Annotated in this window: 17 protein-coding genes and 1 tRNA gene; 10 read left to right on the forward strand and 8 right to left on the reverse strand. The window is 64.8% G+C overall.

Annotated elements, in window-relative coordinates; all coding sequences use genetic code 11:
• Positions 1–113 precede the first annotated feature (113 nt).
• Together NLR35_RS28160 and NLR35_RS28165 are read right to left on the reverse strand one after the other, a co-directional pair.
• Entirely contained in the window at positions 114–1,904 is a 1,791-nt protein-coding gene (locus NLR35_RS28160; RefSeq protein WP_257169802.1) for an adenylate/guanylate cyclase domain-containing protein, read from the reverse strand.
• Positions 1,905–2,014: 110 nt separating this feature from the next.
• Positions 2,015–3,760 (reverse strand): adenylate/guanylate cyclase domain-containing protein, encoded by a 1,746-nt coding sequence (locus tag NLR35_RS28165; protein ID WP_257169803.1) that lies wholly within the window; start codon positions 3,758–3,760, stop codon positions 2,015–2,017.
• Between the two features lie 163 nt (positions 3,761–3,923).
• On the opposite strand from NLR35_RS28165, the gene NLR35_RS28170 reads away from it, so the two are divergent.
• Complete coding sequence (locus NLR35_RS28170) at positions 3,924–4,565, forward strand: LysE family translocator (RefSeq protein WP_257169804.1); 642 nt, start codon at positions 3,924–3,926, stop codon at positions 4,563–4,565.
• Here NLR35_RS28170 and NLR35_RS28175 read toward each other — a convergent pair whose 3' ends face one another.
• Complete coding sequence (locus NLR35_RS28175) at positions 4,566–5,318, reverse strand: sulfite exporter TauE/SafE family protein (RefSeq protein ID WP_257169805.1); 753 nt, start codon at positions 5,316–5,318, stop codon at positions 4,566–4,568.
• A gap of 83 nt (positions 5,319–5,401) precedes the next feature.
• Here NLR35_RS28175 and NLR35_RS28180 point away from each other — a divergent pair, with 83 nt between their 5' ends.
• A complete protein-coding gene (locus NLR35_RS28180; RefSeq protein WP_257169806.1) occupies positions 5,402–6,292 on the forward strand; it encodes a LysR substrate-binding domain-containing protein in 891 nt (296 codons plus the stop codon).
• Between the two features lie 4 nt (positions 6,293–6,296).
• On the opposite strand, the gene NLR35_RS28185 is transcribed toward NLR35_RS28180, so the two are convergent.
• The 3 genes from NLR35_RS28185 to NLR35_RS28195 all read right to left on the reverse strand — a co-directional run bounded on the left by NLR35_RS28185 (position 6,297) and on the right by NLR35_RS28195 (position 10,546).
• Entirely contained in the window at positions 6,297–8,267 is a 1,971-nt protein-coding gene (locus tag NLR35_RS28185) for a methyl-accepting chemotaxis protein (protein ID WP_257169807.1), read from the reverse strand.
• Positions 8,268–8,382: 115 nt separating this feature from the next.
• Positions 8,383–9,168 carry a histidinol-phosphatase gene (gene hisN, locus NLR35_RS28190; protein ID WP_257169808.1) on the reverse strand — a complete coding sequence of 262 codons (786 nt, stop codon included), beginning with the start codon at positions 9,166–9,168 and terminating at the stop codon, positions 8,383–8,385.
• 493 nt (positions 9,169–9,661) lie between these two features.
• Complete coding sequence (locus NLR35_RS28195; RefSeq protein WP_257169809.1) at positions 9,662–10,546, reverse strand: N-formylglutamate amidohydrolase; 885 nt, start codon at positions 10,544–10,546, stop codon at positions 9,662–9,664.
• 53 nt (positions 10,547–10,599) lie between these two features.
• Here NLR35_RS28195 and NLR35_RS28200 point away from each other — a divergent pair, with 53 nt between their 5' ends.
• The 5 genes from NLR35_RS28200 (at position 10,600) to NLR35_RS28220 (ending at position 13,815) form a co-directional block, all read left to right on the forward strand.
• A complete protein-coding gene (locus tag NLR35_RS28200; protein WP_257169810.1) occupies positions 10,600–10,809 on the forward strand; it encodes a hypothetical protein in 210 nt (69 codons plus the stop codon).
• Between the two features lie 156 nt (positions 10,810–10,965).
• Positions 10,966–11,325 (forward strand): cell cycle two-component system response regulator CpdR, encoded by a 360-nt coding sequence (cpdR, locus tag NLR35_RS28205; RefSeq protein ID WP_006610087.1) that lies wholly within the window; start codon positions 10,966–10,968, stop codon positions 11,323–11,325.
• 119 nt (positions 11,326–11,444) lie between these two features.
• Positions 11,445–11,519 (forward strand) — tRNA-Val (locus NLR35_RS28210).
• A gap of 1,074 nt (positions 11,520–12,593) precedes the next feature.
• On the forward strand, positions 12,594–13,220 hold the full coding sequence (locus NLR35_RS28215; RefSeq protein WP_257169811.1) for a hypothetical protein: 627 nt from the start codon (positions 12,594–12,596) through the stop codon (positions 13,218–13,220).
• 205 nt (positions 13,221–13,425) lie between these two features.
• A complete protein-coding gene (locus tag NLR35_RS28220; protein WP_257169812.1) occupies positions 13,426–13,815 on the forward strand; it encodes a hypothetical protein in 390 nt (129 codons plus the stop codon).
• A 500-nt stretch (positions 13,816–14,315) separates the two neighbouring features.
• Here the strand turns inward: NLR35_RS28220 and NLR35_RS28225 are convergent, their stop codons facing one another.
• Positions 14,316–14,759 (reverse strand): SseB family protein, encoded by a 444-nt coding sequence (locus NLR35_RS28225; RefSeq protein ID WP_257169813.1) that lies wholly within the window; start codon positions 14,757–14,759, stop codon positions 14,316–14,318.
• Between the two features lie 43 nt (positions 14,760–14,802).
• The gene (locus NLR35_RS28230) at positions 14,803–16,683 is read right to left on the reverse strand and encodes a sigma-54-dependent Fis family transcriptional regulator (protein ID WP_374940869.1); all 1,881 of its coding nucleotides are present in this window, start codon (positions 16,681–16,683) and stop codon (positions 14,803–14,805) included.
• A 336-nt stretch (positions 16,684–17,019) separates the two neighbouring features.
• On the opposite strand from NLR35_RS28230, the gene NLR35_RS28235 reads away from it, so the two are divergent.
• From NLR35_RS28235 to NLR35_RS28245, 3 genes are read left to right on the forward strand one after another with little or no spacing between them, the layout of a single operon-like run.
• Entirely contained in the window at positions 17,020–18,063 is a 1,044-nt protein-coding gene (locus tag NLR35_RS28235) for an NAD(P)-dependent alcohol dehydrogenase (RefSeq protein ID WP_257169815.1), read from the forward strand.
• Positions 18,064–18,078: 15 nt separating this feature from the next.
• Positions 18,079–18,492: a hypothetical protein gene (locus NLR35_RS28240; protein ID WP_257169816.1), complete on the forward strand. Its 414-nt coding sequence runs from the start codon at positions 18,079–18,081 to the stop codon at positions 18,490–18,492.
• Positions 18,489–18,764 (forward strand): hypothetical protein, encoded by a 276-nt coding sequence (locus tag NLR35_RS28245; RefSeq protein WP_257169817.1) that lies wholly within the window; start codon positions 18,489–18,491, stop codon positions 18,762–18,764. The genes NLR35_RS28240 and NLR35_RS28245 overlap by 4 nt, the downstream gene beginning before the upstream one ends.
• Positions 18,765–18,821 lie beyond the last annotated feature (57 nt).

An 18,821-nucleotide genomic window follows, 5' to 3' on the forward strand; every position in this document is an offset into this window, starting at 1 on the left:
GTCGGCGCCGAATTGCGCCGCGGAAGGGCGAAGCCCTCAGCGTCTGAACGTTACAATGCAACTATGAATGATGGCGTAACCCGCCGCCGTGTCAACCTCAAGTCGAGATTGCGTTATTCGCCCGCGTATTTCGCCTTGGTGTCGACCAGCGTCAGCTTGGTGAGCGGCACGCCGGCTTTGACCAGACCGTCGCGATAATGGGCGATGTCAGCCGGATTGCGCCAGCGGATGTTGCTCAGAAGCCGGTCGATCGTCATCCACGGATGCTGACCGAGCAGCGCGGCGACGGCCTCGCCGGCTTCGACCGACCGTCCGAGCTGCGCCAGCGCGGCGGCGCGAATGGCGAGGCACTGCAGATGGTTGGGGTTTTGATAGTGCGACTCGCGCGCCCAGGACAGCGACGCGTCATACTGGCCGAGCATGTAGTGGCTGAAGGCGCTGAGCACCGACCACTGATAGCGCGGATCACTGTTGCCGCGCTGCGCCGCCACCGAGAACAGCTCGATCGCCTGGCGGTGTTCGCCGCCGACGAGGTGACACACGCCGAGCACGCCGCGCGCGCCCATGTCATAGGGATTGAGCTGCAGCGCCTTGCGTGCCGCCTCCATGCCCGCTTCCACCCGTCCCTGCATGGCATGGACATAGGCCAGCAGCGAGTAGGAAAAGGACGAGCGGGAATCGAGTCGCACGCCGGCTTCGGCGAGCGCCATCGCCTCGTCCCACAGCTCCCGCGAATTCCGGATCCAGCCGAAATGGATGCCCTGCAGCAGGATCGTGCCGAGATAGGTGTGGGCGATGGCGAGACCCGGGTCGATCTTGATCGCTTCGCGGAACAGGGCGATCGAGCTTTGGTAGTCGGCCTTGGTCGGCTGGTAGTAATGCGACAGCCCGCGCAGAAAACGGTCCCACGCCGTCAGATCGGTGGTCGATCTCACTGGTACGGCGGCTTCGGCGCGGTAGATCTCGGGGATCAGGGCCGTGCAGAGATTGGCGGTGATGTCGTCCTGGACGGCGAACAGGTCGCCGATGTCGCGGTCGTAGCGGCCGGCCCAGATCTGCTCGCCATTCTCGGGGGCGACCAGCTCGGCGGTGACCCTGATCTTGTTGCCGGAGCGCCGCACCGAGCCCTGGATCAGATAGGTCGCATCGATCTCGCGCGCGATCAGGCGCGCGCTCATGCCCGCATGCTTGAAGGCAAAGGTCGAATTGCGGCTGAGCACGCGGAAGAAGGATTGCAGCGAGAGCGCGTGGATCAGGTCTTCCGCCAGGCCGTCCGAGAAGTACTCATCGGTCTCGCTGCTGAGATTGGCAAAGGGCAGCACGCCGACGATGGCGGTCCGGTACTCCGCCGGCAGCGCGGTTGCGGGCGGCGTCTCGCGGCTCTTTTCCGGCGAGGACGGATCCCAGGTCCAGACGTTGATTGCGCCTTCGATGTTCTTGAAGCGGAACGGACCCCGGTCGACAAAGGTCACGGTCAGATGCTTGAAGGCTTCCTGATAGGCCTTGTTGGACAGCGCGATTCCGCCGGGAGGGGCTGCGGCTTCAAGTCGCACTGCGGTGTTGACGCCGTCGCCGAACACCTCGTCCTCATCGAAGATGACATCGCCCATGTTCACGCCGAGGCGGAACTGCATGACGCGGTCGGCCGGCAGATGAGCATTGCGCTCGGCCATCAGCTTCTGGACCTCGACAGCGGCCGCAATGGCGCCGACGATGCTCGGAAACTCCAGGAGAAACCCGTCCCCCGTATACTTTACGATGCGGCCGCCGTGATTGAGGATGATCGGATGGATGGCGCCGCGATGCGCCTTGAACGCGGCATGGGTTCCCGCCTCGTCGGCGCCCATCATCCGCGAGTAACCGACCACATCGGCACAGACAATGGCGGCCAGCCGTCTCTCCATTCGTTTCCTCGCTCCTACACTGGGCGATAACACGGCAGCGCTGCTTGAATCCAATGATTTTGCGGAAGCAATGTGTAGGCCATGTGGCGGTCCGGCGACTGATCCCCGCCTCAGATCAATCCCGCCTTGATCAATCCGTCGCGGTAGTGGTCGATATCGGCCCGGTTCTTCCATCGGATGTTCTTCAAGTGGCGGTCCAGCGTCAGCCAAGGATATTGCTCGCCCAGAGCGGCAATGGCGTCCCGGGCCTGATCGTGGTCGCCGAGCTGACCCAGGGTCGCGGCCCGGATCGTCAGCGCCTGCAGATGGTTGGGATAGAGGAACAGCTCCTCGCGGGCCCAGGACAGCGCCGCCTCATACCGGCCGAGCAGATAGTGGCTGTAGGCATTCAGGGCCGGCCATTGGTACCGTGGATCGCTGTTGCCGCGCTGGGCCGCGATCGAGAACTGATCGATCGCCTGCTGATGCTCGCCGCTGACCATATGGCAGAGGCCAAGCACCCCACGTGCCCCCATGTCGTAAGCGTTGAGCTGGGTCGCCTTGCGCGCCGCCTTCATGCCCTCGTCGTGCGCGCCTTGCATGGCCTGCACGAAGGCGAGGATCGCGTAGGTGTAGGAGAAGCGAGGGTCGAGCCGGACGCTGTCCAATGCGAGGCTCTTGGCCTCGTCCCAGAGCTCACGCGAGCCCTTGATCCAGCCGAAGCTGATGCCCTGCATCAGAATGGTCGCAAGATAGGCATGGGCGATACCGAGCGTTGGGTCGAGCCGGATCGCTTCGCGGAACAGCGCGATCGAGATCTCGTAGTCGGCCTTGGTCGGTCGATAGTAGTGGGACAGGCCGCGCAGGAAGCGGTCCCAGGCCGTCGGGTCGGCCGCCTGCGAACGAACCGGCACCGAGGCTTCGACGCGGTAGATCTCGGGCATCAACGCGGCGTAGAGGCTGGTGGTGATCTCGTCCTGCATGGCAAACAGATCACCGATGTCGCGATCGTAGCGTCCGGCCCACAATTGGGCGCCGGTTTCGGGGGCGATCAATTCGGCCGTCACGCGGATCTTGTGCTGCGAGCGCCGCACCGTTCCCTGGATCAGATAGGTCGCATCGATTTCGCGGGCGACAAGCCGGGGGTCGACGCCGCGATCCCGGAAGCGAAAGGTCGATGTCCGGCTCAGGACGCGAAAGAAGGATTGCAGCGACAGCGCGTGAATCAGATCATCCGCGAGCCCGTCGGCGAGATATTCGTCGCTGCCGTCCGCGAGATTGGCAAACGGCAACACGCCGACCACTGCTGTGCGATAGTGCGGCGGCAGGCTGGCGGCGTTCCTCTGCATCCCCGACGTGGCGTCGCTGTCGGGCTCCCATGTCCAGGCTTGGATCGGTTCCTGGAGATTCCTGAACTGGAAGCTTCCGGCATTGATCAGGCTGACGGGAAGCTGCGGGCTGGCTTCCTCATAGGCGCGTCCCGAGATGGCGACGCCGCCCGGGGTGGCAATCGACTCGAGATTGACGGCGACATTGATGCCGTCGCCGAAGGCCTCGCCGTCGTCGATCGTGACCTCGCCCTTATGGATGCCGAGACGAAAGCGCATGTTGCGGTCGGCCGGCAGATGCGCATTGCGTTCCGCCATGAGGCATTGCATCTCGACCCCGAACTGGATCGCGCTGGCGGCGTTCGCGAATTCCAGCAGGAAACCATCGCCGGTGTGTTTGACGATGCGGCCGGCGTGATTGAGGATGATCGGGTGGATCGCGCCGCGATGAGCCTTGAAGGCGGCGTGCGTGCCGGCCTCATCGACCCCCATCATGCGCGAATAGCCGGCAACGTCGGCGCAAAGGATGGCAGCGAGGCGTCTTTCCATCACGTCGTGCTCCCGCCTCGCGCATACCATGGCCGAGGCGGCCGAATCCAATCCTTTTCCAGAACCAATTGGCTACCTACGGTCATAGGGTCGGCCGCCACTTGTGACGGCAAAACCAGGATGGCTTGAGATTTAGACCGATATCGTTAGGAAACGTTCAATCATGTTCGGCATTCACGACCTGCTGCTATTCCTCGTCTCCGGGCTTCTGCTCAATATCACCCCGGGGCCGGACACGGCCTACATCGTCGGCCGGAGCGTGCAGATGGGCTGGCGGGGCGGCGCCGCGGCGGCCTTGGGCATCAGTGCGGGCTGCCTGGTCCACGTCTTCGGCAGCGCGATCGGGCTATCGGCCCTGCTCACCGCCTCGGCAACGGCCTTTGCGATCGTGAAATGGGCGGGGGCTGCCTACCTCGTCTATCTCGGGGTCACGCAACTCCTGGCCCGGCGCCAGATGGGTAGCGAAGAGAGCGTTGCGGTCGCAGCTCCAGCCGTGGCGCTGCGCCAAGTGTTCTGGCAGGGGGCGCTCACCAACATTCTCAATCCGAAGGTGGCGATGTTCTTCCTCGCCTTCCTGCCTCAATTCGTCGCAGCCGACGCGCCGCACAAGCCGCTCGCTTTCCTGCTGCTCGGCACGATCTTCATCGTCAACGGCACGATCTGGTGTCTCGGTGTCGCCGTCGTGGCGGCCCGCGCCGCACGTCGCGTTCGCGGCTCGTCCGCCGTACTGCTCTGGCTCAATCGCGCCATCGGCGGGCTGTTCGTCTATCTCGGTGTGAGGATCGCAATGTTCGAGGCGCGCTGATCACCACATCAACTCGATGATCGCACTGCCGGCGAGATAGAGCCCGAGCACGATCATGGCGATCAGGAACACGCGGCGGAAGGCCTCGGCCGGCAATCGCGACCGTGCGGCTTGGCCCGCGTACATGCCGGCAAAGGCGCAAGCCATCGCCACCGCGCCGGGCAGGGCGGTCGCGCTGCTGAGCAGGCCGGCGTTCGTCAGGTTGAAGGCGAGCGTAATGGTGGCGACCGTGAAGAACACGCCGAGCGCCTGGACCAGTTCGTCCTTCTCCAGCCCGATCGCCTGCATGTACGGCACCGACGGCACGACCTGCACACCGGTCGCGGCCGAGATCAGCCCCGTGATGAGGCCGACAATGCCGCCGACCCATTTTTCGTGGGGTTGCGCGACCTTGAAGGCGAAGCGGGTGAGACCGAGTGCGGCATAAACCATCAGCAGGGCGCCGAGCGCGATGTTGCCCCAGCGCGTCGAGGCGTGGCGGAGCGCGCCGGCGTTGAGGCAGATGCCGATCGCGGTCCCGGCCATCAGCGGCCATAGACGCTTGGCGATATCGCGCAGATAGGGACCGGCGAAGGTCTGCCAGATGTTGGTGATGACCGCCGGCACGATCACGATGGCCAGCGCCCGGCCAGGCGGCATGGCGATGGCCAGCAGCCCGACCGAGATGGTGGGCAGCCCAAGGCCCAGCGCGCCCTTGACGAAGCCGGCCAGCGTCAGCGCAAAGGCGATGAAGATCAAAAGCGGGTCGCTCATGACGCGACATTGACCAAAGCAGGACCACGGCACAATGTGGAGCTTACGGAGATAGCCTTCGTTCTGGACAGAGGCAGGGCCACATGCGCTTCGATCTGGTCGATCTCAGGCTGTTCATTGCCGTTGCCGAGGTGCGCAGCATCACCGGCGGCGCCGAGCGGGCGCATTTGGCGCTCGCTTCCGCCAGCGCCCGCATCAAGGGTCTGGAGGATGCGTTCGGCGTCGCGCTGTTCAAGCGAGGCCGGCGCGGCGTCGACTTGACGGCCGCCGGAGAGAGCCTGCTCGAACACGCCCGCATCATCATGGCCAATGTCGAGACCATGCAGGGGGAGCTGGCGGGCTTCGCCTCCGGCCAGCGCGCCAATGTGCAACTGCTGGCCAACACGGTCGGGCTCGCCGAGCATCTGCCCAGGGCGCTCGCAACCTTCCTGCGCGAGAACCCGGACATCAATGTCGATGTCGAGGAGCGTGAGAGCACCGAGATCGCCGAGGCGATCGCGTCCGGCCGCGCCGATCTCGGCTTCGCCGCGGAGCATGCACTGCCGGAGACGATCGAGCGCTTTGCCTTCGGTGAGGACCGGCTGATCCTGGTGGCCGGCAAGCCGAGCCCCTTTGCAGGGCGCAGGCAGATCGATTTCAGCGAGACGGCCGGTCAGGACTTCATCGGCCTCACCCAGGGGACTGCGCTGAACGTGCATATCGGCCGCCACGTCGCGCGGCTCGGCATCCGCCAGCATGTGCGGGCGCGGCTGCGCGACTTCGATGCGATCTGCCAGATGGTGGCCGCCGGCATCGGCATCGCCGTGGTGCCGGAAGCGGCCGCGCGGCGCTGCGCGCGGTCGATGCCGATCAGCCTCATCGCGCTGCGCGATGCCTGGGCCGACCGCAGGCTGGTGATCTGCGCCCGCAGCTTCAAGACCTTGCCGCGCCCCGCCAAGCTGCTCGTCGAGCACCTGCGCAGGAGCGCCGCGTGAGCGGTCAGGCGGCGCGGACGGTTTCAAGGAAACGGCCGACTTCGAGCTTCAGCCGGCTGCTCTCTTCCGACAGCGACTGTGCCGCCGAGAGCACCTGCGCAGACGCCGAGCCGGTCTCGGTGGTGCCTTGCTGGACCTCGACGATGTTGTCGGACCCGCGCTGCGTTCCCTGCGCGGTGTGCTGGACGTTGCGCGAGATCTCCTGGGTGGCGGCGCCCTGCTGCTCGATTGCCGCGGCGATGGTCGCCGAGATATGGGACAGCCGCTCGATCGTCCCTGAGACCTCCCGGATGACGTCGACGGACTCGGCGGTGGCGGACTGGATGCTTGCGATCTGTTGTCCGATCTCCCCGGTCGCCCTGGCGGTCTGCTCCGCCAGCGCCTTGACCTCGGATGCGACGACCGCAAAGCCGCGGCCCGACTCGCCCGCGCGCGCCGCCTCGATGGTCGCGTTCAGCGCCAGCAGATTGGTCTGCCCCGCGATGGTGTTGATCAGCTCGACGACGTCGCCGATCCGGGTGGCCGCCTTCGACAGCTCACCGACGCGCTCATTGGTGCGCCGCGCCTGGCCGACCGCTTCGCCGGCGATCCGCGCCGATTCCTGCACCTGTCGGCTGATCTCGTCGACCGACGCCGACAGCTGCTCGGTCGCCGACGCCACGGACTGCACACCGGCTGCGGCTTCCTCGGAAGCCGAAGCGACCGTCGTCGCCAGCGTCTGGCCGTGCCGAGCATTTCGCGTCAAGGTCGTCGCCGACGCTTCGAGTTCGGTGGAGGCGGAGGACACGGTCTCGATGATCTCTCCGACAGCGGTCTCGAAGCTCCGGGCAAGCGCTGCCATGTCGGCCTTGCGCTGCTCGGCCTGACGCTGCTCGACCGCAGCCTGCTCGGCGCGCAGCCGCTCGGTCTCGATCATGTTGGTCTTGAAGATCTCCACGGCGCCGGCCATCTCGCCGATCTCGTCGCGCCGGCCGACACCGGGAATCCGGATTCCGGCATCGCCGCCCGCGAGTCGCGTCATGGCCTGCACCATGTGGCGGATCGCATTGGAGATGCCGCGGCCGATCAGGAACGACACGCAGCTCACCAGGATCAGCGAGATGCCGAGCGTCCACAGCATGCCGCGCTTGACGGCGTCGCCGGTCTGCACCTCGGCCTGCTGCGCCGCTGCGTATTGCTGGACGACAGCCTTGCCGATTTCGGCGACGACGGGCTCTATCTCGGCGAACGCCTTCGACATCGCGGCGCCGTGGCGGGCGGCGTCCTGGGATGCTTCGGCCCAGGCGAGGAAATCCTTCTGGTACTTGTCGAGCTTCTGGCCGATATCTGCCTTCATCGCCGGCGCGAGGTCGGCGCTGGCAACTGCCTTCGCGAACTCGGCGGCGGCGGTCTTCAGCTCGTTCACATATTTCGAGTCGCGACGCAGCATGAAGTCCTTCTCATGCCGGCGCAGCATCAGCATGCCGCTGGTGAGGCGGGGGTCGCCGACCTCCTTCAGCTTGGCTTCGATGTCGTGCACCGCCGAGCGCAGCGAGCCGGACAGGCCGAGCGTCTCGTTGAGGCCGAGGCGGACTTCCGAGGTCTCGGCTGCGGCGAATTCCGAGCTGTAGGAGGCGAATCCGCTCGCGACAGCATCGATCCTGGTTGCGATCGACGCGTCGCCGATCGTCCGGACGGCGCCGCGCAGCTGGTCGAGCTCGCGCTTGATCGCCGTGCTCAGCTCGGCATGGCGCGCGGCGTATTTTGGATCGCGCCGCAGCAGGAAGTCCTTTTCCGCGCGCCGCGCCTCGAGCAGGTCGGTCAGGAGCTTCTGGTTGAGATCGGCAACGTCGCGGGCGCGGTCGGCGAGGCGGCGGGAGGCGTCCTGGGAGACGTTGCCGGCGAAATAAATGGCTCCGAAAGCTGCCAGCGCGCCGAGGCCGATCAGCGCGATGGCCATGATCTTATGAGTGAGCCGTAAGCTGAAACGAGACATCGACGCCGCCTTCCCAGGAAATCTGTAAAATCTGCACAAATCCTAGGAGGGGGAGATCAACGCGTTGTTAACAATGCATGTTGCTGTGCGTGTCCAGTAATTCTACGGGTCGTGATCACCCCTCCGCGAGCCGCTTCAGTGCCGCCTCGTGAACGCGCTTGTCGCCGGCGGCGATGATGCGGCCGCCGTTCTGGGCCGGGCCGCCTTCCCAGTCGGTGACGATGCCGCCGGCGCCGTTGATGATCGGGATCAGCGCCGCGATGTCGTAAGGCTTGAGCTCGGTCTCGATGACGAGATCGAGGTGGCCGGCCGCCAGCATGCAATAGGAGTAGCAGTCGCCGCCATAGCGCGACAGCCGCGTCTCGGCCTCGACCTTGGCGAAGATCGCGCGGTCGCCTTCGTTCATCAGCCGCGGGCTCGTCGTGTAGCACACCGCGTCCTCGAGCCGCTCGCAGCGCCGCACCGACAGCCGGCGCTCGCCGGCCGCGTTCTTGTAGTTGGCCGAGCCATTGTCGCCGGCGAAGCGCTCGGCGATGAAGGGCTGGTGCATCATGCCGAACACCGGCGTGCCCTTGTGCAGCAGCGCGATCAGGGTGCCCCAGGTCGGAAAGCCCGCGATGAACGATTTGGTGCCGTCGATCGGATCGAGCACCCAGACATAGTCGGCGTCCTCGCGCTCATTGCCGAACTCCTCGCCGACGATGCCGTGCTGGGGGAAGTTCGCCTTGATCAGCCGGCGCATCACCGCCTCGGCGGCGCGGTCGGCCTCCGTCACCGGATCGAAATCGTGCCGGTTGCTCTTGTTGTCGACCAGGAGGGAGGTCCGGAAGAACGGCAGGATGGTTTCGCCCGAGGCCGTCGCCAGGCGGCCGATGAAGGCAGAGAAGTCGATGACCGTCACAACACGTCCTTCGGTAAGGGAATCGGATGGCGCGCGAGCCTGATCATGCCTAGCTCAAAGCGGCCGGACGCGCATCCGGAGATGGAACGGCAACTTGGCATCTTGGATACCGTCGGGTGACGACCGGGGTTCGCATCGCGCGCGTTTTCGGCTCCGAACGGCCAATCGAAACCGAAAACGAATTGGACCCGCCCGGTTCCATTGATCAGACTTTTCAATCAACCCATTGATGGACCGTATGAAATGCCGCTCGGGTCGCGCTGCGTGCAAACCCGGCCTGTGTTTTTTGCATGGAGTTCAGCCGAAAAACCCTTGCGTTTTGTGCAGCGCATCTGCATATTGTTGCGGTGCGGTAGCGCTTCGCGTTATCGCTGCCCTCCTTGGGCGTTTCCTCCCTAGACTTGGGCCGCTTGTCATTCAAGCGGCCCTTTTTTTTGCGCTGACATCATCGGGCGCCAAGCATCCTTCCGACGCAGAGAAAAGCGCGCGCCGTCTACTCCGCCGCGGCCTGGAACGGCCCGAGATCGCCGAGCGGCACCGTCGCCAGCACCTCGGCGAGCACGGCGAGATCGGAGGCCACCTGGGCGAAGCGCGGGCCGCGCTCCCGCTTGCGCTCGTCCATGTAGATCGCGCGGTTGAGCTCGATCTGGATCGCGTGCAGGCCCGAGGCCGGGTTGCCGTAATGCTCGGTGATGAAGCCGCCGGCGTAGGGCTTGTTGCGGCCGACCGAATAGCCGAGCCGGCCGAGCACATCCTCGAACAGCTCCGGCAGCAGCGCCGCGCAGCTCGTGCCGTAGCGGTCGCCGATCACCATGTCCGGCCGCCGCGGCTCGTCGCGCGAGACGCCGACCGATGGCATCGAATGGCAGTCGACCAGCACCACCGTGCCGAACTGCTGGTGCACGCGATTGATCAGCCGGCGCAGCGCGCGGTGATAGGGTTTGTACAGCGTCTCGATCCGGTGCAGCGCCTCGTCGACGCTGAGCAGGTCGCGATAGATCTCCTGGCCGTCGCCGACAACGCGCGGGATGGTGCCGAGGCCGCCGGCGACCCGCATCGAGCGGGTGTTGGCGAAGCTCGGCAACCGGCCGGTGAACATCCGGGGATCGAGCTCATAGGGCTCGCGATTGACGTCGACATAGCAGCGCGGAAAGTGCACGCGGACGACCGGAAAGCCGCGCGTCAGGAGGTCGGCGATCAATTCGTCCATGAACGAATCTTCCGAGCGCCGCAGCGACGGCAGGTCGATTCGCGAGGCCAGCAGGAACTCGTCGGGATAGGCGGAGCCGGAGTGCGGCGAATTGAAGATGATGGGCGCGCGCCATTCGGCCGGCTCCATGATCTCGAACGGCGGCAATTCGCCTTCAAAGTCCGTCATTGCTGGGCGCCGTCCCCTTGGCCACGTGCTTCAATGTCACGTGTTTCGATGTCATGTGGGTCGATGTCAGGTCCGTCGAGGTCAGGTCCGTCGAAGTCACGTTCGTCGAGGTCACGTCCGCCGATGCGCCGGTATCCTCCGGCCGTAGAGCGCTGGACGACGCAGGCACTGTTCATGCGCAAGCCGGCATCTTCGATAATCCGGGCCGTTCTGCCAAGCGAAAAGCAATGAAAAAGTTCATCCGCCGTTTGGAACAACTCTGAGCTGGCGCGCGGCCTTGGCGGGAACGGCCAACGTTCAGCCCTCAAATTGCCTTGTCGATGTCGGATCAAAAGGCGCAATCTTTCACCCGAAATTTACCGCCCGTCAGGCTTAGTGGCGGCCACGCTCCGCCTCTCACCGGTTCAGACTCCCAAGCCATGCACAAGATCCTGCTCGCCGAAGACGACAACGACATGCGCCGCTTCCTGGTCAAGGCATTGGAAAATGCCGGGTTCCAGGTCTCGCCCCACGACAACGGCATGTCGGCCTACCAGCGGCTGCGCGAGGAGCCGTTCGAGATGCTCCTCACCGACATCGTGATGCCGGAGATGGACGGCATCGAGCTGGCGCGCCGCGCCTCCGAGCTCGACCCGGACATCAAGATCATGTTCATCACCGGCTTCGCTGCGGTCGCGCTGAACTCCGATTCGGAGGCGCCCAAGAACGCCAAGGTGCTGTCCAAGCCGGTGCACCTCCGCGAGCTCGTCAGCGAAGTCAACAAGATGCTGGCGGCCTGAGCCGCCGGGACCGCGTCTCGCGAATTCGCGGATTATTCCCAATTTCGGCATTTTGCGTCCTTGCCTGCCTGCGTGGGAGCCGATATAGGGACGCCCACCCGAACGGACTTCTTGGACTAGGGCACGTAGCTCAGCGGGAGAGCACTACCTTGACATGGTAGGGGTCACAGGTTCGATCCCTGTCGTGCCCACCATCGGCCGAAGCGGCCGATGACCCAGCCTGGTCCGGTTTTTCGATCATCGCAGATGCGCCGGTGTCGCCGTCCATTGACGAGCCATGGCTCGCCGTGGCCGGGACGATCAGCTCCGCTGCCGCACCTGCGGCCGTGGGGTTGGGCCCGTCCGTCTCCGCGTCGTCATGGCTGAGCCGCTCCCGCCTGCAGACCTTAAGCCGCCTCGGTGCTTCGAGGTCGCGGTCGTTCACGTCTCGAGGCCTCGGGAGACGGTGAGGAGAGGCCCCGGCGTTTGGCTGTGCGGCGCTCGCTCGATCCGCGCTGTCGTGATCGTCGCCCGTGTCTCGGTCGCCCGCGTCCTGGGGGAATGCTGCGTTCATGGCTCCGCTGCCTCGCGGCGCGCTGTCGCGTCCGAGCTTTGCTGGTCGATGTCCCTCTTCCTCAGAAGAGGGCACGGGGAATGCCGGGCGCTGGCCGCACCCATGGCCCGCCTGCAGAAAAAAGCAGGCGGCAGTCACCACAGGTTCAGCCGAGAACACCCGGCATTCCCCGCGCGATGGTTTTGACGGCTGCTTCGCGTTCTCCCCGGTGCACCGGCTTTTGGCCACCGTATCGCGACAACGCGCTTGCGCGCGCCACCGCGGGACACCAGCATCGGGGTGTCAGGACCACGCGACTTGACCGTGCGCATCGCTGCCGTTCGTCGGCGCGGAAATCCACGCTGCGACAGCCACGCGCCCACCGCATCCCGCCTCGACGTTCGTGACGACCGCGAAGCGCCCCTTGTGTGAGACGGGACGGACGGAGTAGAGCATGATTTCTGGAAAAAAGAAAGAAGAAAATTTTGAATGCACACCGAATGGTGGTTCGGCCCCGGCAGGTGGTGGCGTTGCTTCCATGAGACGCCCGGTGGTCTCAAGGCCGAAGTGACGTCGTAGTCGATTTGGAGTCATGGGGCTCGCAAATTGCTCAGATCGAAAGAAGCGAAAGGCAATGTCTGCATTTTGTCCGGCCTGTTCAGGACCCTGGCAGATATGTTAGTTGAAGCGAGCCTGTGCATGGCCGTGAAGACGCCCAGGTCGTCGGAGACTGCGAGTGCGACAATTTCCAACGATCCTCCGTGTGCCAGGTGTGCTCATCGCGACGTCGCTGGCGCTCGGAACATCAGCAGCCCTGATCTTCGGCGAAGCTTCTCCTGCTTGCGCAGATGCGCAGACGAGCGTGAGGCAGACGATCATTGCGCCATTTGGCGAGCTACGTCTCGGAATGACGGAAGATGAGGCTGTGACGCTTTTTGGTCGTCCCGCCGAAGAGTTGCCGGGGCGGGGCGTTACATTGCGCAGCATCACTCGTGCCGCGAATGATCGCGTCTACAGAGTTCTTCTGACAAAGAGGGGAACCGTCTATTCCATTCGATCGACCGAGTGGTCGGCGCAAGATCGTCAAGCGGGCGAACAATCGCTGGATCAACGCTTTCTTATGTACTTGGACGCTTACGGCGGCGTCGGGCAGGACCAAGTCGAGGAAAAAGATGGTCGACTCATATTTCGACGTTGGTCGGAAGACCGTGGATATCTGGTCGAGGTCAGGCTGGGGTGTGCCCTCACGCAGTTAACCGTGGAGCTTACTGACGATCGAATATTGACGAGAGATGGCGGTACTCCAATCGACGATCGAGTCCTTGATCAGAACTTTAGGCACGCAAACGAATGTGTGTTCTAGGAATGTGTGTTCTAGGAATGGCTGTTGTCGCCTGATAGGTCTCGTCTCATCGAGAATCGAAGTCCGGCGGTCCGAAGCGCGGGCAGGAATCAAGTTGTCGTCGTTCCTCCGGATGGGCTTTTACCAAGAGCCGAAATTGGGCCGTAAGGCGGTCGGTCTCGTTGAGACGCCGTTATGGGTTGAGCTCGGGAATTCGGGGCGGGACATGTTCGAGGATGAGGCAGGCCAGCAGATGCATGGCATTCACAGGCTCCCTCGCGTGATTTCTGCCCGTTATCTCACTTGCGTCGTCGTCCTTGCTCTTCTGCCAACCGGGGCTATCGCCTCGTCCGTCTTCAAGAGCGGCATCTGCACCCACTTCGATGGCTTCGAGCGGGCCGAGCAGGTGCGGACGCCAGTCGCGGCCGGTCCCGACGCCGTCCAACGAGCGCGACACGATGACATCGAGCGATTTGGGCGACCGACATTCGAGCTACAGGATGGGCCCGGCAGTTTGACGCTCGTATGGGTCGCCGCCGACCGCTCTTCCGCCGAGAACGTCACGATTGAGATCGTTGACGGCAATCTTCATGTCATCTGCGCGCTTACATTTTAGGTTGGCCGTAAGTGCTGCGGCGATGACAGCCTGTAGGGTGGGCAAAGCGGCGACTTGCTCGGTGTGTCGGCAGGCGATGGCGAAAGCGTGCCCACCGCTTGCGGAGCGACGGCTCTCAGTACCGGCGATCCATTGTACCGATGCGGTCATGGCGCGAGATGGTGGGCACGGCGCACGATGCAGCTGAGCATGTCGCGATTGTGTGCCCTGCGCCTTTGTCCACCCTGCGGTGCTCCGGTGCGAGATCTGGACAGCCGGCATGAGTTGAGGCTGGAGCGGACCCGATCTTTTGACGTACGGAGTTTGGCGACCGAACGCGTTGGTGCGCCAGCTCATGACCGCGAAAGGGCTGGTGAAGAGGCGCCGGGATCCATCCGACAAGGGTGGATTTCAGATCCAGCTGACTGCCAAGGGTAAGCGGGATGCCGACGCGCTTGCTAGAACGCGCCGATCTCATGGCCGGCGAGGATGCCGACCGCGATCTTCAGCCCTTTGCGACTTCATCGCACCGGCTCGTGCCGCGCCGCGTCCGCCGTCCGGAGCTTGTCGAAAATCGCCCCGTTCATCAACAGGGCGATCTCGCTGGCCGGCATCGGCTTCTGGCATTCGGACAGCGGGTTGAACCAGAAGTTCGCGCCAGGCAGCATCTTGAACAGATCGCGGGCCGCAGCCCCGAGGCAGGCTTCCGGCTCCTTCACATAGTCGGAGATGCGTTTTCTGGAGGTGAACGCAGGCAGCCAGGTCAGGCCCTGGAACTCGACGCTCGCGACGTTGATCCGCTCCTGCCGCGTCAGCGAGCGGTGCTGTCCGGGCGCGATCGAGGCCTCCGGCGTCAGCACATAGATCTCGGCGTCGAGCAGCGCGCGGTAGAACCGCGGGACGATCGCGGGATCGCGGCCGGCCGCCTGCATCAGGGCTTCGAGACTGTTCTCCGGTTCAAACATCGTGACCTCCTTTGGGATTGATGAAGTTGTCGTCGTGCCCGGGTCAGTCCGGCTTGCCGCGCAGCGCGCGATAGACGGTGTTGCGCGAGATGCGGAGCCGCCGTGCGGTCTTGCTGATGTTGTTGCCGGTCTCCGCGAAGGTCGTGAGCACAAGGGCGCGCTGGATCTCGTGCAGATCGGCCGGGGCGCTCGCGTCCAGCTTGATCTTCGGCGCCACGGGCGCGGCGACGGCTGGGCCGAGGACGTCGTCGACGGTGGCGGCGTCGATCACGGGGCCGCTCTCGCTGAGCGAGAGCCGTGCGAGCGCGTTGCGGAGCTCGCGGATGTTGCCGTCCCAGCTGCGTTGCGCCAGCCGCTGGACGGCCGCCTCGGACAGCGCCACCGACGGATCGATCTTGTGCATCAGGTGGCGCGCGATATCAGCGAAGTCGGTGCGCTCGCGCAGCGGCAGCAGGGTCACCTCGAGGGTGTTGAGGCGGAACAGCAGGTCGGACCTGAACCGACCGTCGGCGATGGCATCGTCGAGATCGGCATTGGTGGCGGAGACGAGCAGCACGTCGACCTCGCGCTTGCTGCCGCCGACCGGCCGCACGGTCCAGTCGTCGAGGAAACGCAGCAGCACCGCCTGCAACGTCACCGGCATGTCGCCGATCTCGTCGAGGAACAGCGTGCCGCCATCGGCCTCCTTGAACAATCCCTGCGCGCCGCCCTTCCTGGCACCGGTGAACGCGCCCTCGGTATAGCCGAACAGCTCCGCCTCGATCAGGCTGTCGGGCAGGGCCGCGCAATTGACGGCGACGAATGACCCGGTGCGCCGGCTCGCGGCATGTGCGTGCCGCGCCATCTGCTCCTTGCCGGTGCCGGTCTCGCCGCGAATGAGGACCGGCATCTTGCGCGCGGCGGCAACCGCGACGCGCTGCACGATCGCCGCGATCCTGGGATCGGCGGAGACGAACGGCGGCGCGGGGCTTTTCGGCGGCACCGGCCGCGGCGTCAGCACGCGATGGCTCATCGGGAACTGGCGGCTGTTCTCGATGGTCGCGACGAACTGGCTGCCGACCTCATCCTCCAGCCGCTGCCGCTCCTTGCGCCGGCCCTCGTCGACGAAGTCGCTGAAGCGGCCCCGGAACACGTCGCCGAACAGACGGCCGGCGAAGGCCGGCAATCCGTGCAGCAGCACGCGCGCGGCGCGGTTGGCCGCAAGGATCCGGCCGTCATTGTCGACGGCCAGCAGGCCGGCGCTCAGCGTGTGCAGATATTCGCCGCGGTTGTGGAAGGCGATCAGGATGTTGCCGCGATGCTGCTCGCGGAATAGCCCGTTCTCGATCTGGGTCGCGGCCATCGCGACCAGCGCCTGGGTGTGTGCCTGGCGCGACATGCAGTCGGATGACGCATCGAGGATGCCGGCGACCTCGCCGTCGGGCGCGAAGATCGGCGCCGCCACGCAGGTCAGATTGTTGTAGCGGGCAAAAAAGTGCTCGCGGCCGTGGACCACGATCGGCCGCTTCAGATAGGCGGCTGTACCGAGCCCGTTGGTGCCGCAGACGCTCTCGGTCCAGATCGCGCCGGCGCGGATGCAGGCGGCGTCGGAGGCATCGCTGAAGCTGGAATCGGAGATGATGTCGAGCAGCAGCCCTTCCGCGGTCGCAAACGCGATCATGAAATTGGAGCCGGCGATCTGCTGATGCAGCGTGTGCATCTCGGCCAGCGCGAGGCCGCGCACCAGCGAGCAGCGCTGCTGCTCCTGCCGCAGCACGGCGGCATCGACGAATTCGGGCGACGGCGGACGCAGCGCGTCGAGCCCCAATGTGATGCAGCGCATCCAGCTGTCGTAGATGTCGGCCGACATCACGCCGGCTGGCGGCTGGCCCTGCTCGTCGAGCTTCAACCACGCGCCATCGAGGCGCCGGCTGGCAGGCAGCATCGTCATCCTCCCGTGTCGCGGCTTCGCCGTTGTCCCGGCCTCGTCGCTGTTTGATTGTTCGTGATCTGGTGCTGCGTCCCTCATTATTAAGCAATCGCGCGGAAAGTAGAAATTCGCCGCCGCCAGCGCGCGCAGTCCGTGACTTGCGAAAACTGTTCCGTCTCGGAACAGTTTTGCCATCAGCGTTGCTCCGCGACGGACCGAAGATCACGCCAGAGGCGGATGAGAAAACACGGACTATCAGCCTGTTAGCTCGCTGGCATAGCTCTTGCTCAACCTTCCTCAACGACGGCTGCGACACGTTGACGTCGACACAAAAAAATCCGGGGAGAGACCATGAAGGCCGCGGTGCTCCATGCGTTCGATGAAAAGCTGACGGCGAAGGAATTCGTCCGCTACGAAGAGGTCGCCGACCCGAAGATCTCGCGTCCGATGGATGTGATCGTGCGCATCGGCGGCGCCGGCGTCTGCCGCACCGATCTCCACATCGTCGAAGGCATCTGGCGCAGCAAGGTCGACGTCAAGCTTCCCTACATCATGGGTCATGAGAACGCGGGCTGGGTCGAGGCCGTCGGTCCCGGCGTCGAAGGCGTCAAGGTCGGCGACAGCGTCATCTGCCACCCGCTGGTGACCAGCGGCCATTGCCTGGCGTGCCGGCGCGGCAACGACATGCATGCGCAGGACAGCTCGTTTCCGGGCATCAACGCCAATGGCGGCTACGCGCAATATCTGCTGACGGGACAGCGCTCGCTGATCAAGCTGCCGAAGTCCCTGGCGCCCAAGGACGTCGCTCCCTATACGGACGCAGGTCTGACGGCATATCGCGCGGCGAAGAAGGCTTCCCGGCATCTCTTGCCGGGCGAATATGCCGTGGTGATCGGGGCAGGCGGCCTCGGCCATATCGGCATCCAGGTTCTCGCCGCGCTCTGTGCGGCGGAGATCATCGTCGTCGACCGCTCCGAAAAATCGCTGGAGCTCGCCAAGACGTGCGGGGCGCATCATCTGGTGAAGGCCGATGGCGGCGAGGTCGAGGCGGTGCTGGCGCTGACCGGCGGCCGCGGTGCGGAGGCCGTGATCGACTTCGTCGGCGAGGGCGATGCGATCGCCAAGGGCCTCGCGATAACCGCGAATGGCGGCTCCTACTACATCGTCGGCTATGGCGGAAAGATCGACATCCCGACCATCGACATGATCACGACGGAAAAGACCATCGTGGGCAATCTGGTCGGCACCTATGCCGAGCTGGTCGAGCTGATGGCGCTCGCCGATCGCGGCCTCGTGAATCTGCACACCAGGGAATACCGACTCAGCGAGGCGAACGACGCGCTGCATGATCTGCATCACGGGCGCATTCACGGGCGCGCTGTGCTGGTCCCGTGAGCCGTGCGCGTCCAGATGATCTGCGTCGATCCCAATCGCCCAACGAGAGTGATGCTTGTGACGAAGTCCAGCGAAAGCGGGCCACAGATCACGGCCGAGGAAGCCGTCCGGCTGCAGCAAGCCCGCGACCGCATGATCGCGCGGCACAAACTGATCGAGGGCATCATCCGCAACAACGAGATGCAGCTCAGGAACGAGAGCGCGCGCGGCGGCGCCGAGATCGAACTGGAATGTGCACGGCGCGACGTCGCGCGCTCCGAGGGCGGCCACGCGGCCCAGACCGAGCTCGACAGAGTCACGGAGCGCCTGAGCCAGCTGCGCGACGAGCACAGCCGACTCGTCGCCGAGCGCGAATGGCTCAATCACGCGCTGTTGGAATTCGACAGCGCGCCGACCGAGGACGACCACAAACGTACGGGGCATGCATGATGAGCAAGGTCGAAATGAGCAGGCTCAATCTCAAGGCGTCGGGGGCGCCGGTCTCGGCGGTGCCGCCTACGGAGCCGACGGACGAGGATCGTTCGAAGGATGAGTTCTTCGCGCAGGTAGGCCTGCTCGCCGAGGCGATGATCGCGCGGCACGGCAAGGAGTTTGCCATCGGCACGCTGGTGCTGGCGGCGAAGTTCGTCGCGGAGGGCCGGTCTCTGGTCAGCCGCGGCGCAGAAGCAGGCGGGGCGGTAAGCGCTGCCAAGCCGGTTTGAAGTGCCAATTCATTGCGGGAGTCAAAGTCAATTTTCGGACCTCAAAGTTGATGGGCA

It is taken from the genome of Bradyrhizobium sp. SRS-191 (genome assembly GCF_024586915.1).
Classification (GTDB): Bacteria; Pseudomonadota; Alphaproteobacteria; order Rhizobiales; family Xanthobacteraceae; genus Bradyrhizobium.